The organism is uncultured Odoribacter sp., from assembly GCF_937966165.1.
Lineage (GTDB): Bacteria > Bacteroidota > Bacteroidia > Bacteroidales > Marinifilaceae > Culturomica.
This window is the reverse complement of sequence record NZ_CALCLB010000012.1, coordinates 1-20,743: the sequence shown is the minus strand read 5'-3', so window position 1 is coordinate 20,743 and position 20,743 is coordinate 1. Positions and strand designations below refer to the sequence as shown.

At 45.5% G+C, this 20,743-nt stretch carries 15 protein-coding genes and 1 pseudogene; all 16 read left to right on the top strand.

What is annotated here, in order from left to right; all coding sequences use genetic code 11:
* Positions 1-4: 4 nt before the first annotated feature.
* The 16 genes and pseudogenes from thrS (at position 5) to Q0465_RS03885 (ending at position 20,719) form a co-directional block, all read left to right on the top strand.
* The gene (thrS, locus tag Q0465_RS03960) at positions 5-1,957 is read left to right on the top strand and encodes a threonine--tRNA ligase (protein ID WP_298613115.1); all 1,953 of its coding nucleotides are present in this window, start codon (positions 5-7) and stop codon (positions 1,955-1,957) included.
* A gap of 76 nt (positions 1,958-2,033) precedes the next feature.
* Positions 2,034-2,573, top strand: a pseudogene (gene infC, locus Q0465_RS03955) (translation initiation factor IF-3); the annotation flags it as partial.
* 264 nt (positions 2,574-2,837) lie between these two features.
* Complete coding sequence (gene rpmI, locus Q0465_RS03950) at positions 2,838-3,032, top strand: 50S ribosomal protein L35 (protein ID WP_298613112.1); 195 nt, start codon at positions 2,838-2,840, stop codon at positions 3,030-3,032.
* Positions 3,033-3,121: 89 nt separating this feature from the next.
* Positions 3,122-3,478, top strand: a complete 357-nt coding sequence (rplT, locus tag Q0465_RS03945) for a 50S ribosomal protein L20 (RefSeq protein ID WP_298613110.1) — start codon at positions 3,122-3,124, stop codon at positions 3,476-3,478.
* Between the two features lie 191 nt (positions 3,479-3,669).
* Positions 3,670-4,392, top strand: coding sequence for a 4-hydroxy-tetrahydrodipicolinate reductase (dapB, locus tag Q0465_RS03940; protein ID WP_298613108.1), 723 nt, complete (start codon positions 3,670-3,672; stop codon positions 4,390-4,392).
* A gap of 41 nt (positions 4,393-4,433) precedes the next feature.
* Complete coding sequence (locus tag Q0465_RS03935) at positions 4,434-5,822, top strand: S26 family signal peptidase (protein WP_298613106.1); 1,389 nt, start codon at positions 4,434-4,436, stop codon at positions 5,820-5,822.
* A 376-nt stretch (positions 5,823-6,198) separates the two neighbouring features.
* The gene (locus Q0465_RS03930) at positions 6,199-6,909 is read left to right on the top strand and encodes a zinc-ribbon domain-containing protein (protein WP_298613105.1); all 711 of its coding nucleotides are present in this window, start codon (positions 6,199-6,201) and stop codon (positions 6,907-6,909) included.
* Positions 6,910-6,924: 15 nt separating this feature from the next.
* Entirely contained in the window at positions 6,925-8,217 is a 1,293-nt protein-coding gene (locus Q0465_RS03925; protein ID WP_298613103.1) for an FHA domain-containing serine/threonine-protein kinase, read from the top strand.
* Positions 8,218-8,227: 10 nt separating this feature from the next.
* On the top strand, positions 8,228-9,046 hold the full coding sequence (locus tag Q0465_RS03920) for a hypothetical protein (RefSeq protein WP_298613102.1): 819 nt from the start codon (positions 8,228-8,230) through the stop codon (positions 9,044-9,046).
* Positions 9,047-9,128: 82 nt separating this feature from the next.
* Positions 9,129-9,878: a MotA/TolQ/ExbB proton channel family protein gene (locus tag Q0465_RS03915; protein ID WP_298613100.1), complete on the top strand. Its 750-nt coding sequence runs from the start codon at positions 9,129-9,131 to the stop codon at positions 9,876-9,878.
* 143 nt (positions 9,879-10,021) lie between these two features.
* Positions 10,022-11,650: an FHA domain-containing protein gene (locus tag Q0465_RS03910; RefSeq protein ID WP_298613099.1), complete on the top strand. Its 1,629-nt coding sequence runs from the start codon at positions 10,022-10,024 to the stop codon at positions 11,648-11,650.
* Positions 11,651-11,661: 11 nt separating this feature from the next.
* The gene (locus Q0465_RS03905; protein ID WP_298613097.1) at positions 11,662-12,594 is read left to right on the top strand and encodes a hypothetical protein; all 933 of its coding nucleotides are present in this window, start codon (positions 11,662-11,664) and stop codon (positions 12,592-12,594) included.
* A 1-nt stretch (position 12,595) separates the two neighbouring features.
* A complete protein-coding gene (locus tag Q0465_RS03900) occupies positions 12,596-14,071 on the top strand; it encodes a Stp1/IreP family PP2C-type Ser/Thr phosphatase (RefSeq protein WP_298613095.1) in 1,476 nt (491 codons plus the stop codon).
* 57 nt (positions 14,072-14,128) lie between these two features.
* Positions 14,129-16,465: a serine/threonine-protein kinase gene (locus Q0465_RS03895; protein WP_298613093.1), complete on the top strand. Its 2,337-nt coding sequence runs from the start codon at positions 14,129-14,131 to the stop codon at positions 16,463-16,465.
* 363 nt (positions 16,466-16,828) lie between these two features.
* Complete coding sequence (locus Q0465_RS03890; protein ID WP_298613091.1) at positions 16,829-18,706, top strand: serine/threonine-protein kinase; 1,878 nt, start codon at positions 16,829-16,831, stop codon at positions 18,704-18,706.
* A gap of 12 nt (positions 18,707-18,718) precedes the next feature.
* Positions 18,719-20,719 (top strand): bifunctional serine/threonine-protein kinase/formylglycine-generating enzyme family protein, encoded by a 2,001-nt coding sequence (locus tag Q0465_RS03885; protein WP_298613089.1) that lies wholly within the window; start codon positions 18,719-18,721, stop codon positions 20,717-20,719.
* The last annotated feature ends 24 nt before the right edge of the window (positions 20,720-20,743 follow it).

The window sequence follows — 20,743 nt, the reverse complement described above, 5'->3', positions numbered from 1 at the left end:
AATCATGGTAAAGATTAAATTTCCTGACGGAAGCGTGCAGGAATTCGAATCAGGAATAAACGGCCTTGAAATAGCAAAATCGATCAGTCCGAAACTGGCTAAAGAAGTATTGTCAATAGCTGTAAATGGAGAAATCTGGGATTTGACACGTCCCATTGACAAGGATGCTGAAATCAAGTTGTTTACTTGGGAAGATGAAGAAGGGAAACATGCATTCTGGCATTCTTCTGCTCACCTGATGGCAGAAGCTTTGCAACAATTATATCCGGATACCAAATTCGGTATCGGACCGGCTATAGAAAACGGGTTTTACTATGATGTCGACCCGGGAGAGGGAGTTGTATTGACCGATAAGGATTTAGCTGCTGTTGAGAAAAAAATGTTAGAACTGGCACGGGAAAAGCAGGAGTTTTGCCGTATAAATGTGAGTAAGGGAGAAGCGCTGGATCATTTTTCCTCTATACAGGAGAATTATAAGGTAGAGTTGATCAATGATCTGGAGGACGGGAAAATCACCTATTACCGCCAGGGTACTTTTACAGATTTGTGCCGGGGGCCTCATTTGCCCGATACTTCTTATATCAAAGCGATAAAATTGACCAGTTTGGCCGGCGCTTATTGGAGAGGAAACGAGCACAATAAGATGTTGACCCGTATCTATGGAATCACATTTCCCAAGCAGAAGATGCTGGACGAGTGGCTGGTACTGATGGAAGAAGCCAAGCAGCGGGATCACCGGAAAATCGGAAAGGAAATGGAGTTGTTTGCCTTTTCTCAGGAAGTAGGGGCTGGTTTGCCGTTATGGTTACCGAAAGGCGCAATGCTGCGGGACCGTCTGGAAGCGTTTTTGAGAAAAGTACAGAAACAACACGGTTATCAGCAGGTCATCACGCCGCATATCGGAAATGTGAATTTATATAAGACGTCCGGACATTTCCAGAAGTACGGAAAAGATAGTTTTCAGGTCATCACGACTCCTCAGGAAGGAGAAGAGTTTATGCTGAAACCGATGAATTGTCCGCATCACTGTGAGATTTACAAGACGAAACCGCGTTCTTATAAGGATTTACCTTTGCGTTTTGCGGAATTTGGAACTGTATACCGTTATGAGCAGAGCGGAGAATTGCACGGACTGACCCGGGTCAGGGGATTTACGCAGGATGATGCTCATCTGTTCTGTACGCCGGACCAGTTAAAAGAGGAATTTATGAAGGTGATCGATATCATCTTTATCATATTCAAGGCGTTGGATTTTAAAGATTTTACCGCCCAGGTATCTTTGCGGGATCCGAAAGATACGGAAAAATACATCGGTACAGATGAAAATTGGGAAAAGGCCGAACGGGCTATTATTGAGGCTGCGGCTGAAAAAGGATTGAAGACGAAAGTAGAATTGGGAGAAGCAGCCTTCTATGGTCCCAAACTGGATTTTATGGTAAAAGATGCGATCGGACGTAAATGGCAGTTGGGTACCATTCAGGTTGACTACAACCTGCCGGAACGTTTTCAGCTTGAATATACGGGAGCGGATAATCAGAAACACCGTCCTGTAATGATTCACCGGGCTCCTTTCGGAAGTATGGAGCGTTTTGTGGCTGTACTGATCGAACATACAGGGGGAAAATTCCCTTTATGGCTGGCTCCTGATCAGGCTGTTATCCTTACGGTGAGTGAAAAATCAAATGAATATGCCCGGAAACTTTCAGAATTATTAAATAATGCCGATATTCGCACGGTATTGGACGACCGCAATGAAAAAATCGGCCGGAAAATACGGGATAACGAATTGAAAAAAATTCCGTATCTATTGGTGGTCGGAGAGAATGAAGCGAAAGAAAACCGGGTATCTGTACGCCGTCAGGGACAGGGAGACATGGGGTCCATGACCGTAGAAGAGTTTATCGGAATGATTAAAAAAGAAGTAGACGGACAATTAAAGTCGATCTATAATGAATAATAACAAAAATTATATTCCTTCTGCGGAAGGCATATAATTTGTAATAAAATAAGGAGGATTTAATATAGCAACAAGAATGGAATTCAGAGGTCCAAGAAACCGTCAGATTAACAAAGAACCACAACACAAAATCAATGAGTTAATCAAAGCACCGACCGTGAGGGTTGTTGGTGAAAATATTGAATCGGGAGTTTATCCGTTGCGGGAAGCATTAGCTATGGCTGAGGCGGCAGGTGCGGATTTAGTAGAAATTTCTCCGAATGCAGATCCACCCGTATGCCGGATTATTGAATACAGTAAGTATTTGTACCAGCTGAAGAAAAAGCAAAAAGAGATCAAGGCGAAGAGTGTGAAGGTGGTCGTCAAGGAAATTCGTTTCGGACCTCAGACAGATGAGCATGATTTTAATTTTAAATTGAAACATGCCAAGGGGTTCCTGGAAGAAGGAGCTAAAGTAAGGGCTTATGTTTTCTTTAAGGGACGTTCTATTTTGTTTAAAGATCAGGGTTCAGATATCCTCAGCCGGTTTATTTCCGAATTGGAAGACTATGGAAAAGTCGAATCCGCTCCCAAATTGGAAGGGAAAAAAATGATCGTGGTACTGGCACCGAAGAAATAAAGGGAAGGTTTGAATGTCTAAGTGTTTAAATGTTCAAACGTTTTTTGATGGGATGGAGACTTCCGTCAGGGGCAGAGGGATGTTTTGCTGATTAACGAACCTTCAGTTCGGATTCATATTTTAATCAGGAACAGTTTTCCGTTCAGCAGCGAGTCGTCTGACGCGTCTCAGGCAGTTGCGAAGTGCCATTCATCATTGAAACATTCAACATGGATTTTTTATTATTACATATTTTCTGAAACACAATTAAATTAAGCGAAAATGCCAAAAATGAAGTCAGTGAGTAGCGCAAAGAAAAGATTTACTTTGACCGCTACCGGGAAGATCAAAAGAAAACATGCTTTCAAAAGTCATATTTTGACTAAGAAAACAACAAAACAAAAGAGAAATCTTACTCATTCCACTCTTGTTGCTCACGCCAATCTGAAGGCTGTGAAACAGATGTTGGCTATGTAAGAAATTAAAAAACAAAGTTTATTAACCTGAATGTCATGCCCCATAAGTTTTCAGAACGATGAAACGCTGACATTTAAAAAACAAAGATTATGCCAAGAGCTAAAAATGCCGTTGCTTCAAGAGCACGTAGAAAAAAGGTTTTAAAAGAGACCAAAGGAAACTTTGGTGCCAGAAAAAATGTTTGGACGGTTGCTAAAAACACATATGAAAAAGGGTTGACATATGCGTTCCGTGACAGACGTAAGAAAAAGTCAGAATTCCGCGCATTGTGGATTCAGAGAATTAATGCTGCAGTAAGACTGGAAGGGTTGTCTTATTCCAGATTTATGGGATTGGTACACAAGGCAGAAGTGGACATCAACCGTAAGGTGCTGGCCGATTTAGCCATGAACCACCAGGAAGCTTTCAAGGCTGTAGTTGCGAAAGTGAAAGAATTAGCTAAGTAATGATAAAAAATCGAAGAAAAGGCTGCTGTAAGGCAGCCTTTTTTATTACCTTTGCCTAAAATAAGCTGTATTTCAGCAGAAAAATGAGATATTAAAACGGCATTCCGTTTGTATGCTCTTTAAAGAGAAAATGGAATAAAACCTCCTGCCGGGAGAAAACAGTAAGGAAGGAGGAAATTGAAATTTAAATTATGAAAATAGCATTGTTAGGATACGGTCGGATGGGAAAGGCAATTGAAAAGATTGCCGTAGAAAGGGGGCATACCGTGATATTAAAAGTGGATGAAAACAACCGGGCTGATTGCCGGGACGATCAGCTGGCGGAGGCTGACGTTGCTATTGAATTCTCTGCGCCTTCAGTTGCTGTCGGGAACTATAAATGGTGTTTTGAAAAAGGAGTAGCCGTGGTATCCGGTACTACCGGCTGGCTGGACCAATGGGAAGACGTCATCGCTTATTGCCGGCAAAAAGAAGGGGGCTTTTTTTATGCTTCCAATTTTAGCATAGGGGTCAATTTATTTTTTCATTTGAACCAATATCTGGCTAAAATTATGAGCAAATTCGGTGATTATAAGGTATATATCGAAGAGACTCACCATATTCACAAACTCGATAAACCCAGCGGGACGGCGATTACTTTGGCTCAGGGCATACTGGACAATCATCCGGCTTATAAACGCTGGCAATTGGTACACGAAGCGGAAATGGCCGGGGATGTGCTTCCGGTAAAAGCAAAGCGGGAAGGAGAGGTCCCTGGAATACATGTTGTTACTTATAAGTCCGGAGTTGATGAAGTGGAAATCCGGCATTCCGCTTTTTCCCGGGAGGGTTTTGCACAGGGAGCCGTATTGGCTGCCGAATTTATGGCGGGAAAAACAGGAATATTCGGGATGGACGATTTATTGAGCATATAAGGGAATTTTCAAATATAGGATCGTATACTAATAAAGAAAATATGAGAAATTTATTGAGAAACAAATGGTTCAAATTCAGTCTGGTGTTGGTCGTATATCTGCTGTGGGTATTGTGGGTGGGAAGCTGGTGGTTACTGATATTGGTACCGGTGATTTTCGATGTCTACATTACCCGGAGGGTCCATTGGGCTTTCTGGAAAAAGAAAGGCGTGAAGAAACAGACCAAGGCGGTAGAATGGATCGATGCGTTGATATTTGCGGTTGTGGCTGCTACTCTGATTCGGATTTTTATCTTTGAAGCCTATACGATTCCGACTTCTTCCATGGAAAAATCGATGTTAGTGGGAGATTATTTATTTGTCAGTAAGGTTGCCTACGGGCCCAAGCTGCCCAACACTCCTTTAGCGGTGCCTTTTACACATCATACCCTGCCTTTTACACAAAGTACAAAAGCTTATTCCGAACTGATCCAATGGCCTTATAAACGGATTGCCGGCACAAGTGAGATCAAACGGAATGACATTATCGTATTCAATTTCCCTGCGGGCGATACGGTTATCATCGGAAATGAAAATCCGGATTATTATTCCCAGTTGCGCACGAATGCCCGGAGTTATCAACGGGCGGAACAGAGCCAGGGGGTAAATATGACCTTAGCGGAAGCCGAAACGAAAGTCCGGGACCTGATGAAACAGCGTTTTGAAATTATTTCCCGTCCTGTGGATAAAAGGGAAAATTATATCAAAAGAGGGGTCGGTATGCCGGGGGATACCCTGGTTTTAAAAGAAGGACAGCTGTATGTAAACGGTCAGTTGGCAGATGAGGTAGAGAATTTGCAGTACGATTATATCGTGAGGACTAATGGCGTGCCTTTGAACCGTACAAAATTGAAAGAGGATATCGGAATTTCCTTGGAGGATATCCGGATGATTTCTACTTCCGAATATAATTTTCCCCTGACAGCGGAGATGGTGAAAAAATTGAAAGCTTATCCGAATGTCACGGAGATAGAAAGAGTACATGATTCCGGTATAAATCCGGATATTTTCCCCTTTAGTCCGGATTATCCCTGGAATATCGATAACTTTGGTCCCTTGTATGTACCCAGGAAAGGAGACCGGGTGGAATTGAATCTGCAGACTTTGCCTTTGTATGAACGGATTATCGGTACCTACGAGCAGAATACGCTGGAAGTGAAAGATTCTGTCATTTATGTGAACGGACAACCTGCCGGTCAGTATACTTTTAAAATGGATTATTACTGGATGATGGGAGATAACCGTCATCGTTCTGCCGATTCCCGTTTCTGGGGATTTGTACCGGAGGACCATGTTGTGGGAAAAGCTTATTTCATTTGGCTGTCCCTGGATAAAGATAAGTCTTTCCTGGGAAAAATCCGTTGGAACCGGATGTTCCGGTTTGTTCAGTAAGCCGTTTTTTCCCGGCTTTGAATCATAAGTCCCTTTTCAAAGAAATTTTAATGCTTTGTAAAGGGATTTTTTTAGCATAAATTTTAAGTGTATATATCCGTGGAAAATAACTGTCTCGCTTTGTAACCTCACCTTTATCAGAACTTTTCTGGAATTGAGATAAAATTTTAACAATATTAAAAAGAATACAAACAATTTTTTAAAAAAAATTGTTATTTAATGTTGTATTTCTAAAGAATAGGCTTTAATTTTGAATGCATTCCTCTACCTTGGGACGTATTTTTATTAAAAAAATTTAATTTTTTTTGTAAGGGTATATTTCCGGTAGAGGTTGGGTGTGAATGGACGATTTTATGAATAATAATTCCGAATATTTATGAGATGTAAAAATTGTGGCTGGGATAATCCGGTTGGAAAATCCAGATGTGAAAAATGTAATGTACCTCTGAGTGGTTCAATGATCGACAGCGATGTCTCTTTTCCGCAGCATTCTTCGGCAGAAGAGGTGGGATTCAGTCCGAACAAAACCGTTTACGAAGAAGAGATTTTCAGGGAGGACAACAGAGGTCCAGGGAAAAAATGCGGAAAATGCGGTTATCCGTTGCGTCCGGGACAAAAGGAATGTCCGGAATGCGGGGCTGTTGCGGAGCCGAAGAATACAGAAGAAAAAGTGTACTGTCCGAAATGCGGTCAAGTGCTGAATCCGGAGGTGAATTTTTGTCCGGGTTGCGGTTATGCTGTGAACGGACCGAAAGTGGAAAAGGGGGATTTTGGCCGGAAGACGGTTTTACCCGGACGGCGTTTCCGCTGTTCTTTGACGCTGATACCGGAGGAAAAAGAACATATTGAACCGCAGACGCTGGACTTTGCCGGGGAAGAGATCATTTTAAACCGGGACAATACAGAGCCGGATAATAACACCATTACGTCTCAGGAACAGGCCGTTCTGATCTATGAAAATAAAAAATGGTATATACAGGACCGCAGTAGTTTGAAGACAACTTATGTATATGCCGGGGACCGGGTTGAATTGCATTCGGGGGACATCATTGTTCTGGGGGACCGGAAATTTGAGTTCCACAGTTAGAAAGAAAAAGAAAATATGTCTCAGTCGATTTTAGCACAAAGATGTAATTTTAGAGGGGGGGACATTATCGACCGTCAATACTGTGTGGAAAAGGAATTGGGGGAAGGAGCTTTTGGCAAGGTCTACCGGGTCCGGAAGGCGGATAATGTCATTTATGCTTTAAAATTGCTGAAGCTTTGGGAAGTACCTCCTGATATCCGGCAGCAATTAATAACCCGTTTTGATATGGAATTCGAGACGGGACAGATCAGCAGTAATTATCTGGTTCACTCAGTTGCCCATGGGATGGTAGAGGGGAATCCGTACATTGTTATGGAATATTGTCCGGGGGGAGACCTGATTGGCTGTATGAAAAAAAGCAATGTGGATTGGGTAAAGATCGCCCTTCAGGTGCTGTATGGATTGAGGGATTTGCATCGGTGCGGAAAAGTGCACCGGGATTTAAAACCGGAGAATGTATTGTTGAAAGAAAACGGAAATGCGGTTTTGACCGATTTCGGAATTTGCGGCGACCGGAATAAACGTATGACGGAACGCAATATCATGGGAAAACCCCGTCAGATTTTCGGTACTTATGCCTATATGCCCCCGGAGCAGGTAAAGCGAAGGAGCGGGAATGCTACGGTTTTGCCTACCACGGATATTTTTTCTTTCGGGGTGATGATGTATCAGTTACTGACAGGGGGATGCCTGCCTTTTGGAAATTTGGAAAATGAGAACGATTTGGTCGTGTATCTGCGGAATGGGGAAGAGGGGGTCTGGGACCGTACGGCTTTGTATTCGCCGGAATGGAATCAGGTGCTGGAAGGCTGTTTAGAACCGGATTTTAAAAAACGCTTGCAGTCGGTGGATGCTGTTCTGGAATTATTGCCGGCGGGAGCTTTTCCGGGGAGAGGCGAACCGAACCCGGCAGCAAAGGGATGGCAACTCCATCTGGTTGTCCGGCATGGGTTTTTATTGCGGATCATGCAGGGAGAGGAGTATGGAAAGGAATACCGGCTTTCGGAATTAGTGGTCCGGGCGGGAAAGCGGAGACTGACAATGGGAAGGGAAGTAGGGAATACGATACGGGTAAAAGAAGAAGAACAAAAACCCTATATTTCCCGTCGGCATTGTACGATAGAACAGGAGGACGGGCAGCACTGGTTCATCCGGGACGGACAGTGGATTGCTGAAACCCGGGAGTGGCGGCAATCCCTGAATGGTACGTATGTAAATTCTACCCAGGTATCTCCGGAGGGAATGGAAATTCATCCGGGAGATATTATTTCCATAGGGGATGTAAAATTGAGGGTAGAAGGCTATTAATAAAGCGGATATGGCACGTAAAGAAATAAATGTATTCAGTGTATCGTTTTTGGATCTTTTGTCGGGAGCCTTAGCGGCTGTAATCATTCTGTATATTATTGTGCCGAAGATGAGCCAGGAGCAGCAGCAGGCCATAGAGCAGCTGGAAGAATTGCAGCAGCAGATACAACAGATGGATAGTTTGATGGCGCGTTTGGAAAATACAGTGCCGTCAGCATTATATGAACAAATTCAGCACCGGCTCAATGCTATGCAGAACGCAATTGAACAGCTGACGGAAGAAGTACAGCGCTTACAGCAGCAACTGGCCCGTTCGGAAAGTGAAAATGAAAATTTACGGCAGCAATTGGAACAGGCCAGACGGGAATTGGAGGCTGCCCGGGAGGAAGCTCAGCGGAGCCGGAACGTTTCTGACGGGAAGATCTTTGGAATGGATGCAGAATTGGGCATTGTATGTGTATGGCCCGAAAACGTGGATGTGGATTTGTATGTAGAGAATTTGTCGAACAATAATGTATGTTATTACGGGAATAAGGTAACTTTATTCGGCAATTTAATGGAAGATGTCACTTCCCGGGCTTCGGCCGACGACGACCGGTATGAATTGTTTTATCAGAAGAGAATTATTCCGGGACAATACCGGGTGTATGTGAATATTTATTCCAATAGTCATGCGCCGGCAACAGTGGAAGGATATGTCGTTTTATTTCCCGGAAGACCTTCCCAGAAAAAGATCCCCTATGGTCCGATATATTTGAACAGTGTGGGGCAGAATGCAGCTATTGGTGTGTTAACGGTCACTTCTACCGGTATCAGTTTAAGTCGTTAGGACAGGTATAGAAAGAATATAGCATAAAACGTCCGTGAAACCGGTACATCCGGGCGAAAGACGGACATTAAAACGGAAATATATGAAAGATTTAATGAATAACAGGGCGGTACGGCTCTTATTCAGTGCAGTACTTACTTTTTTCTTTATGGGAATACTGGTTGTTTGTACTTCCGAAAAGGACCCGAACCGGTTGTTGGTAATGATGGGAGGGACAATGCCGGAAGGATTGATTCAGGGTTTTACTTATTTTTTGTTTTTTTTCGGTATGTGTGAGGTGCTGTGGGTTTCCGGAAAGATTACCCATGAAAATGATGCCTTTTCAGCTCATTTGTTACCGGAGAAAGAAAACTGGGTACTGTCTGCGGAGGATGTCAGCCAGTTGAAATTGAATATGCAGTCGCTGGAGCGTTCCCAGAAGTTTTATATGACGGATCTGATTAAGAAAGCGTGTACAAAATACCGTTTGAGTAAATCCTCTTCCGAGGTATTGGATTTGGTAGATGCCCAGGTACGTATTTATCAGGAAGAACTGGAGAGTGAGCAGTCTTTTATCAGTTATGTAGCCTGGGCGATTCCTTCTGTAGGGTTTATCGGCACAGTCATTGGGATTGCGGCTTCCCTGGGATATGCCGGAGCCGTTTCTACCCCCGAAGGGATTACCAAAGTCACGGATATGTTGTCGGTAGCTTTTGATACGACCCTGGTCGCTTTGGTCCTGAGTATTGTACTGATGCTGGGAATACACAATATCCGGAAAAGGCAGGACAGCTTATTCGCACATATCAATGCCTATTTGATCGAAAACTTAATCAACCGGTTTTATAAATAAGGAAAAAGTCAGTATCTGACGACAGATAAAAAGAATTGTACATTTCAATATTGGAATAGTCTTTATTAAAATGGATGAGGAAAAAGAGTAAACAAATCGGCGAATGAATAAAAAAAATCATTAAAAACCTTAATACGCAGTATATGGCACAGCCTACAAAAACTTATAAACGTTCTCTTTCCGCTTCTGTAGGGGCAGGAATGAGTTCTGTATTCGGAGGTTCCGGGAAAAGGTATTATATGCTGGAACACAGAGTGAGTTCCCGTTTTCACAAGGCGGGGGAGTCCCAGGAAATCATTGTGGACCAGATCGAATTGGGAAGGGATCCGAAATGTCAGATTCGTTTTGACGAGAGTTTTAAAACCGTGAGCCGCCGGCACGCAGCGATAGTGAAAGACGGGGACAATTGGAAGCTTGTACAGTTGTCCGCAACCAACTCCACCTACCTGAACGGACGGAAAGTACAAAAAGAATGGTATTTGCAGAACGGGGATGAAATACAGCTTTCTACAAATGGTCCGAAATTAGGCTTTATTGTTCCGCAGGGAGAAAAGGGACTGGTAAAGAGTATCGGGCTTTCACATCGTTTGAGTTTGTTCCGTCAACAGGCGCTCCGGCCTTATAAGCAGGCTATCACGGCTTTGTCTGTGGTATTGGTGCTGGCAGTAGGGGGACTGATTTCCTGGAATTATATGCAGCATAAGGAATTCCTGGAAGAAAACAAATCTTTGGCAGCCCATTTCCAGCGGGAAATGAGAGCCCAGGATTCCCTCCGCCGTTCGGAACTGTCCCGTAGGGATGCCGAATATGCAGAGCAACACCGTCAGGATTCCATCCGTTATGCCCGGGAGATTGCCCGTTATGCTTCTCAGACCAGGGATTATGCTATCCCTACCCTTTTGGATCAGGCTTGTAAGGACGTTTACTTCTTGCAGGTGGAAAAGGTTGTATTGACCGATGGAAATCAGGAATGGGTATTGAACCGCAAAAATCCGGTCGGACGTGCTGAAGACGGGTCATATATTTTCGAAAAGGACGAAAACGGGGTGGAAAGGGAATATAAGTTCGGATGGACCGGGACGGGATTTTTGTTGAATGACGGACGTTTTGTGACGGCCAGGCATTGTATAGAAGGCTGGTTGTATAGTGATCTTTCCGGAGAATGCGGAGGGGAGATATTCAATGGACATACGCTGGCGGAGAGTTCCGATAATTATAAGATTATCTGTTACCTGCAAGCCTTTTCTTCCATTTCGAATCAGGTATTTGAATTCAAGAGTACGGATTTTATAATCGATCGTTCTAAAGATAAAAAAATATCTGTAGGGGTTTTTGAAGACGGGACTCCCCGTTATGCCCGTTTGGTTTTTCCCGCCCGTGAGGAAGACGGGGACGATATGTGGGGAACGGATTGGGCTTATACCACGAATACGGGTGGTCAGCGGGGGGAACTGGCTCCGGATGCTTCTTTGTCCAGGAGTTTGCTGCCTTCGGTAAAACTGTATGCCTTGGGTTTCCCGCAGGGGATCGGGGTGCAGGACGGAAGTCAGGAACAGATCCAGCCGATTATCAGTGAAATGACTACGGCAAGGAGGGGCTTGAGTTCCAGTGGTTGTATTTTACATTCCAGCGGGACGGACCACGGAAATTCTGGCGGTCCGATTATGGCTTTGAGGGATGATGGCAAATTAGCCGTTATCGGAATTGTATCCCGGGGCGATATCCGTACCGAGCAGTTCAATTGGGCGGTACCGATTTGTTCCATTTATTAAAACGAAAAAGTATGAAGAGCATCATAGGGATTATTATTGGCTGTATGCTTTGCTGGGAAGGCGAAGCACAGTTCCGGTCTTTTACGGGACCGGCTTCGGCCAATCAGCAGCTGATTGAAGAAGCTGTACGGGAGGGGTTGTTTATTGTCCGTCAGGCTTATCAGCTGGAGGATACGACGGCGGAACCTCCTGCTTATTACGGACGGGACGGAAAGTCCTATTTCGGACAGACGTATTCCGTCGGGGCCCGTCTGTACGGAGGATATGTGATCGACGCCCGTTTGACAGCACCCTGGCTGGAAGATACCCATTTTGAGGAATACAGGCATAGTACGCAGTACCGGCCGGTTATTTCCAAAACGGAATACCGGGACATAGAGGAAATTACTTATCATCCCTTGGCTTTCCGGGCGGAAAACCGGGATTCTGTACAAAAGGGAAGTGTGTGTCAACAGCAGGATTCCCTCTTTTCAGCAGGGTTTTCCCTCTGGGAGGAAGAGGGCCTTTGTAAAGGTTGGGTTGTACTGGCCGTCGGAGAGAAACCCTTGAGCGAAAGTGATTCTGCCAAAGTGTCCCTGCTGATCTACCGTACAGAAGTGAATCTGGAAGCAGACAAGCAGCTGTATGAAATTAAGGCACCGGCCACTTCTCTTTCCGTAATGGGAGGGATATATGTATATCCGTTGGTGAACGGGATCGGACAATTGAGTTTTCGTCTGGCAGGTTTGGTGCAGCAGATAGAGGATAAGTGGTATATTATGGGGGTGAAAGGAGCTGCCGTAGCAGACCGTATTTCCGGTAGTTTAACCCCTATTGGTTCGCAGGAAGAGACAAGCCCGCGGGAAGAAGGGGCAATTGCTCCGGGAGGACAGGAGGAAAATCTGTCTGTAGAACAGGTTCAGGAAAATAAAACAGGAAAAAAAGAAAGAAAAAAACGTTCATAGCATGGGTGAAATCAAATTCAGGATGGCGGCTCTTACCAATGTCGGAAGAATACGCACCAATAATGAAGATAATTTCTTGGTAGATAGCGATTTATCTGATGATAAATGTTTTTTTACCCAGAACGAACAAAAAGATTTAGGCGGGAAAGGGGCTCTGCTGGTGGTAGCCGACGGTATGGGGGGCATGAATGCGGGGGAAGTTGCTTCCCGTTTGGCCGTTGAGACCATTCAGGAATATTTTTCGGCAGAGCGGTTGACAGCGGAAGTGATACGGGACAGGCAGTCTGTCGAACGTTATATGAAAATGACTGTAGTAGCAGCAGATCAGGCCATTAAGGAGAGGAGCAGAAAGGATGCGAGTACTTCGGGGATGGGGACTACAGTGGTGATGGCCTGGCTACTGAAGGGACAGGTTTACGTTGCCTGGTGCGGGGATAGCCGGGCTTATGCGTGGCATCCGGAGACCGGGCTGAGGCAATTGTCGAAGGATCATTCTTATGTACAGGAATTGGTGGATAACGGGAAACTGGACGCGGAAAATGCTTTTGACCATCCGGACAGTAATATCATTACCCGCAGTCTGGGGGACCCGCGTAAAACTGCTGAACCTGATTTCCGGGCGGAGGAACTGTACGAGGGAGAAGTGATTTTGCTATGCAGCGATGGGTTGTGTGGGATGATTCGCGACCGGGAGATAGAAGCTGTCGTCCGCAATAATCCCGAAGATATGAAGGTATGCGGGGAAGCCTTGATTGAAGCGGCATTACAGGCCGGCGGGCACGATAATGTGACAGTTACGCTCTGCCGTATTGTTTCCGGGGGTAAGATACCTGTTGCTCCGGATGTAAATACGGAGAAAAAAGGAGAGATTTTGAATCCCCTCCGGAAAAATAAAAAGATACTGGAATATCTCCTGGGGGGAATTTTGATGCTGGGATTGGGAATCGGGATCGGATATTATTTTAGCCGGCCCGCGGAACCGGTAGATAAAACCGTGGAAAAACCGGTTGGCCCGGAGGGAAAAGATTCCTTGAATTTGCTTCAGAAAGGAATAGAAGGGGGGATAGAGAGTGTAGGCAAATCCGTAATGGAAAATCCGGAAGCGGTGAGGGAAAAGGAGAATGAAAAAGAAGGCAGGAAGGGACAGCAGGAAGGAGGAAAGCAGAACGGTATACAGCCCGGGCCCGGGGAACAGGAAATGGAGAAAGATACTTCGAAAGTGCCGTCCCGTCTGAACCGGATAGAGCAGGAAACCGGACAGCAGCAGAATATCAGTAAAATTGATCCGCAGGAAAGGGAGAAAGGGGAAGAACACTCGCAAAAGGATACTCTCCGGAAGGGAAGTGAAAACCTGAATCCTTTACCGGGAGGAACAGAGGTGAATACGAAGCCGGAAGAACAGCCCGGGGATTCTTTGAAGCTGAAAGAGGGGAAAAAGGGGAAAAAGGGGACCGGAGGACAGGAAGGGGAGAAGTAATGCAGATGGGAGCAAATGGAGGCGGGTGAGGAGAGGAATGAATTTAAGTTAGAAGAAATGCAATTACAAGAAGATATATTGTTCGCCGGCCGTTACCGGCTGATGCGGTTATTGGGACGTGGTGGTTTTTCCGAGGTCTGGCTGGCTGAGGATGGAATGACTTCCTTGGAGGTGGCTGTAAAAGTTTACGCTCCGGGAACGGGTTTGGATGCGGAAGGGATAGAATTATTCAGTCAGGAGCTCTCCATTGTCTATAATTTAAATCATACGAATTTATTAAAACCGCAGCATTTTGACCGGTATGAAGGATGCCCTTATCTGGTGTTGCCTTATTGTGCCCGGGGGTCTGCGCAAAAACTGGTGGGGAGGATTACAGAGGAAGAAGCCTGGCGTTTTTTACACGACGTAGCGGCCGGTTTGGAGTATCTGCATGCCCGCGAACCGGCGGTGATTCACCAGGATATCAAACCGGATAATGTGCTCATCGATGAATCGGGTCATTTTATGATTACCGATTTCGGAATCAGTACAAAGGCCCGGAGTACGTTGCGCAAGAGTATGCTGCGGGCTGAAAATTCGGGGGGAACGACAGCTTACATGGGCCCGGAGCGTTTCGGAAAACGCCCTGCAGCGGTAATGGCCAGCGATATCTGGTCGTTGGGAGCTACCTTATTTGAATTGATGACCGGAGATGCTCCCTTCGGGAATTTAGGGGGCGTACTTCAGAAAAACGGAGCGGAAATACCGGATATCAACGGGGATTATTCCAAAGAATTAAAGACGGGTGTGCAGGCATGCCTGGCATTGGAGACCTGGGATCGTCCTACGGCCGCAATTTTGCGGAACTATACGGAATTCCGGTTGAGGGGCGAAAAACCACACTGGCCGGAAAATAAAATAAAAACGGCCGGAAATCTTCCTCCTGTGGAAAAGGAGGGGCGGAAAACAGAATCGTTTACCGACCGGAAAACGGAGGTATTTGTGGACCGGAAAATAGAAGAAGAGAGGGGGGAAAAGGATTTTATACAGGAGACTGAAAGGAATCCGAAATCCCGGAGAGGATTGTGGGTCGGTCTGGGAAGCCTTGCCGTTTTGGCAGGGGCAGTAGCGGTCTATTTTTTCTTTTTCGTTTGGGGAAGTGAATCCGGCAGCCATAAAATTGAACGGGAATTTTTCGGGACTTGCCAGCGGGTATCGGATTTCCGGGCTTATTTGGCCCGTTATCCCTCCGGAGAATATGTCGGTTTGGCCCGGGGGCGCATTCAGGAATTCCTGCGGGATAGTATTGCCTATGATTCCTGTATCAGTCAGGCTTATTCCGATTCGGGCGGGATTCATTTACTTGCTTTTTATGACGAAAGAATAGAAAAGCTTGAATCTTATCTGACCCGCTTTCCGGAAGGACATTACGTTCAATTGGCCCAAAAGAAGATAGAACATTTAAGGAAAGAAGCTGCACAAATGCGGCAGGAAGAAGAGGATCGGCAGGCGGAGCTGAGTCGCCTGAATCAGGAACGGAGGCGGCAGGAAGAACGAAAGAGAAACCTGACGGACGATCAGCGGCTGGCAATCCGAAAGGTTGAATTTGCCAATACAGATTACGACGGACTGATCATTGACGGTTTCGGTTCTCCTCTGTATTCCTATACTCAATACCTGGCTCCGAGGATTGTGTACGATAACTTGGCAGATGACGCCAAAAAGATAAAGATCGGGATCAAAATGTATACGCCGGAAGGAGAGCTGCACAGGGGAAATGCTTCCCCTGCCGGTTATACTTATATGCGCGACATTGAACTGGACGGTAAACAGCAGAAAAATGTGACGAAAAATCTGCTTAGCTGGGGAAATACGGAAGGATATTCTTATTCTCCCGGGACCTGGCGGTATGAAATCTGGTGTAACGGCCGTTTATTGTATAAAACGGACTTTACGATCAGACGACCGGTAGAAGGAATAAGCGGTGAGGTGATTACAAAACACTATGAAAATGGGGACAAATATATCGGGACTTTTAATGCTTCCGGATTCCGGCATGGAGCAGGGACATATGTCTGGGCGGACGGGAACCGTTATATAGGAGAATGGAGAGAGGACGATATGACCGGAAATGCTTATTATTATTGGGCAAATACCGGGGATAAGTATATCGGGGAATACCGGAATGATAAACGGAATGGAAAGGGTACTTTGTACTGGAAGAGCGGAGACCGCTATAGCGGGGATTGGGTGGAAGGTGTCCGGACCGGGAAAGGAACCTATTATTACGGGAATGGGGATAAATATGTGGGGGATTTTAAAGATAATACCCTGACCGGACAGGGAACCTATTATTATGCTAACGGAAGTATAGAAGCAGGACGCTGGGAAAATAATACCTATATGGGAAATTAGGAGAGGTGTGTTTGCAGCTGTTTTGATCGGCAGTGCGGGATGGAGGAGGGAAAGGTTCGAAAGCAAGAGTGCGGATTTGTAAAAAAATGTTGTTGAAAATTGTCACAAAAAAGGAGGTGAGGAAAGATATTTATAGCAGCAGGGGGGCGGCAAAGAGCGGAATTTACGGAATCTAACCTTATCGTGATACGGTTGCCGTACTGCTGCGTTTCGACGGAATATGCCCCTTCGTTTGCCGTAAAGTTGTTTCGGATGGAAGGAAAAGGGTGGATTTGCAATTGTGGGGTTTTAAAATAATAGAGAACGGGGTAGAAAGGAAATAAAAAAGGGATACGCTGGGAAAATTATTTAAAATAAAAAGATATGGACTTACAGAATGGAACAATTGTGAAACATCACTATCAGATAGTGGGTTCAGCTCCTATCGGCCGGGGCGGTTTTTCGGAAGTTTGGAAGGCGGTAGACGTGATGACCGGAGTAGAGGTGGTGCTGAAAATATATGCACCGGGGACCGGACTGGATGCGGAAGGACTGGAAATACTGAAACGGGAGTTTGCCCTGGTGTTCCAGCTGAATCACAATAATTTGCTGAAAGCGACACATTTTGACATTATCGAAGACCGGATTCCTTTTTTGGTAATGCCCTATTGCCCGGGTTCTTGTGCCGATGTACAGCAGGCTTTTCCGGAACAGGAAGTATTCCGGTTTTTAAAGGATGTGGCTGCGGGTTTGGCATTCCTGCACGAGAGGGATATTGTACATCAGGATATTAAGCCGGCCAATATTTTAATCGACACCTCGGGGCATTATGTGATTACGGATTTCGGCATCAGCACCCGGGTGAGGAATACTTTGCGGAAAAGTGCGAAGCAGCAGAAAAGCTCGGAAGGGACCATCGCTTATATGGCTCCGGAACGGTTCGGGCGCGACAATATACCGGTAAAGGCAAGCGACATCTGGTCGTTGGGGGCTACCGTATTCGAACTGATCAGCGGCTATGTGCCCTTTGGGGAACACGGGGGATTAATGCAGAAAAACGGGGCGGAGATTCCGGAACTCCCGGGAGATTATTCCCCGGAATTGAAGATGCTGATTGCCGCTTGCCTGTCTCCCCAACCCTGGGACCGGCCATTGGCTTCCCAGATCGGGGAATATGCCGGATATGCTTTGCAGGGGCAAAAACAAAAAATAGCAGAAGCTTTACAGGGAAAAATAGCGGAACCGGCAGAGGAGAAGAAAAGACGGAATAAATTTATCTCGTTCTGGCTGGGACTGATGGTTACCTTAAATACTTTGGGTGCCTGTTTTATGCTGTACGGGCTTTTGACCGAGAATACTTTTACGGCTACCTGGATAACGGTAAGTTTGTCCTTTACCTTGAATATTTTGTGCGCCCTCATGCTATGGAAATGGATGCGTTGGGGGTATTGGTTGTATCTTTTCTCGGCAGCTTTTGTCGTGGCGGCCGATTTGTTTTCTTCTCCTCTGGAAACCTTGCCTACATTGCTCGGAGGGGGGATCGGCATGTTGATTTTATTTGGAATCCTGAATTTGAAAAAGAACGGGGTGCCGGCATGGAAACAGATGGATAATTCGTTTCACTGGAAAAAACACAAAGGGATGTACGGGGGATTTATCGCGCTTTTTCTGGTCATTTTCCTGACCGGAATCGTAAAGATGCAGCAAATGCCTTTGGATACGGGATATTACGATCCGGCTTATGAAATAGAGGGTGACAGTACTTTCGTAGATTCTTTGGAATATCCGGCTACCCAGATCCTGTATGCAAAGGACGGAAGCTGTTCGGTTGCCGTTCCGGATTTTTTTGTCGAACAGGATTTAAATGAGGGGGCGGTATTGAGTTGCGGTTTGAATGATAATTACCCTTATGTGACCGTTTTACGGGAAAAGAAAGCTACTGTAAGCGATTACGGTCTCACTACCCTGGAAAAATATGCCGACTTTCTGATGGAGCAAATGAAACAGCAGGGGAGTATAACGGATTTCCGGCAACTGTCCCGGAAGAATACGAAGGTGGACGGGTCTCCGGCTATCCTGATCAAATTTGAAGGCCGCATAACTGTCGGTGCCTTAAAAGTGAAAATGTATTGGGAAAAATATTATATCGAAGGTACGGACAGTTATTTTCAATTGCTCACCTGTATTTTAAACAGTAAAAAAGAAGAGTTCAAAGACTTGCTCCGGGAGATCGGGACTTCTTTCCGGGAGATTGTCCGTTAATATGGGAATATTATGGTATTGCAGGAAAATATATTATTTGACGGTCGTTATCGTCTGCTCCGTTTATTGGGGTGCGGGGGATTTTCGGAGGTATGGCTGGCAACGGATGAAAAGACTTCTCTGGAAGTAGCCGTTAAAGTATATGCTCCCGGTTCGGGATTGGATAAGGACGGCATCCGTATCTTTTCCGAGGAATTGGCTATCGTATATAATTTAAACCATACGAATTTACTGAAACCCCAGTATTTTGACGAATCCGGAGGCTGTCCGTATCTGGTATTGCCCTATTGTGAACGGGGTTCTGCTCAAAAATTGGCGGGGAAGATAACGGAAGAGGAGGCCTGGCAGTTTTTACACGATGTGGCTGCCGGACTGGAGTATCTGCATGCTCAGGAGCCGCCTGTGATCCATCAGGACATCAAGCCGGATAATGTTTTACGGAACACTTCCGGGACGTTTATGATCACGGACTTCGGGATTAGCACCAGGGCCCGGAGCACCTTAAGGAGGAGTGTATCCTGTACGAACCCTTCGGGAGGGACGATGGAGTATATGGGCCCGGAACGGTTCGGGGAAAAACCGGCTCCGATAAAAGCCAGCGATATCTGGTCGCTGGGAGCCACCCTTTTCGAATTACTGACGGGAGAAGTGCCTTTTGTACAGATGGGCGGTGCTCTTCAAATGAACGGGGCCCTGGTCCCGCTTATAGAAGGCCCTTATTCCGACCGCTTAAAACAGCTCGTAAAAGCCTGCTTGTCGAAAGCCCCCTGGGATCGTCCCACCGCACATACCTTGCGGGAATATGTAGAAGCTTATTGGAGGGGAGAAAATCCCGGTTTGGAGAAACCGGCTAAAAAGCATTTGCCGGCTTCCGGACAGAAACCTTCCGGAAAATCGAAATGGATTTTAATCGTTCTGTTTTTGTGTATACTTGCAGGAGGAATTTGTTGGTATGTTTTATCCGGAAATGAGCATGTACGGCTGGAAGAACAGAAGATAAGTACAACGGATTCCTTGAATTTGCATCAGAAAGAAATAGAAGGGAGAATAGAGGGTATAGGCAAATCAGTAACGGAAAATGAAAAAGAAGACAATAAGAGACAGCAGGAAGGAGGAAAGCGGAGCGGGGACCAGACTGGGACTAGGGAACAAAAAGCTGAGAAAGATACTTCGAAAGTGCCGTCCCATCTGACTAAGGATGAACAAGAAACAAATACCCGGAGACGAAAAGATACGCTACGGGAAATTGTCGATAAAGAAGAAAGTAAGCCGCGACCGATTGGAAACGGTTTAATTGCTCGCTGGTCTTCCTCAGTAACATCCGATCAAAAACGAGTTTTAAGTCAGTTGATAGAGAATATGGTAAAAGTAAAAGGCGGCAGTTTTCAGATGGGGGGTACTTCAGAGCAGGGGAGTAATATTTATAGTGACGAGAAGCCAGTTCATACAGTCACATTAAGTGATTATTATATTTGTAAATATGAAGTAAGTCAGCAGGAATGGGAAGTTGTGATGGGTAACAATCCTTCTCATTTTCAGGGTAAGGATTTACCGGTAGAGCAAGTAAGTTGGGAGGATTGTCAGGTATTTATACAAAGGTTAAATACCTTGACGGGTTTGGATTTTAAATTACCGACAGAAGCTCAATGGGAATATGCCGCCCGTGGAGGGAGTAAAAGTCAGGGTACTAAATATTCGGGGAGTAATACTTTGTCGGAAGTAGGGTGGTTTGGGGAAAATTCTGGAAGAAAGACTCACCCTATTGGTCAGAAACAAGCGAATGAGCTGGGATTATACGATATGAGCGGAAATGTTTGGGAATGCTGTTCGGATTGGTATGGAGGTTATAGTAGTAGTTCTGAGGCAGACCCTATAGGTCCAGGGAGCGGTTCTTACCGGGTGAATCGGGGTGGTAGCTGGTACGGCGAAGCTTGGCTTTGCCGTGTGTCGCGCCGTAGCGCTTTCGACCCAGGCTACCGTGACAGCAACCTCGGTTTGCGGTTAGTTTTATAGTTCTAAAACCATTGGTTCTTAAAA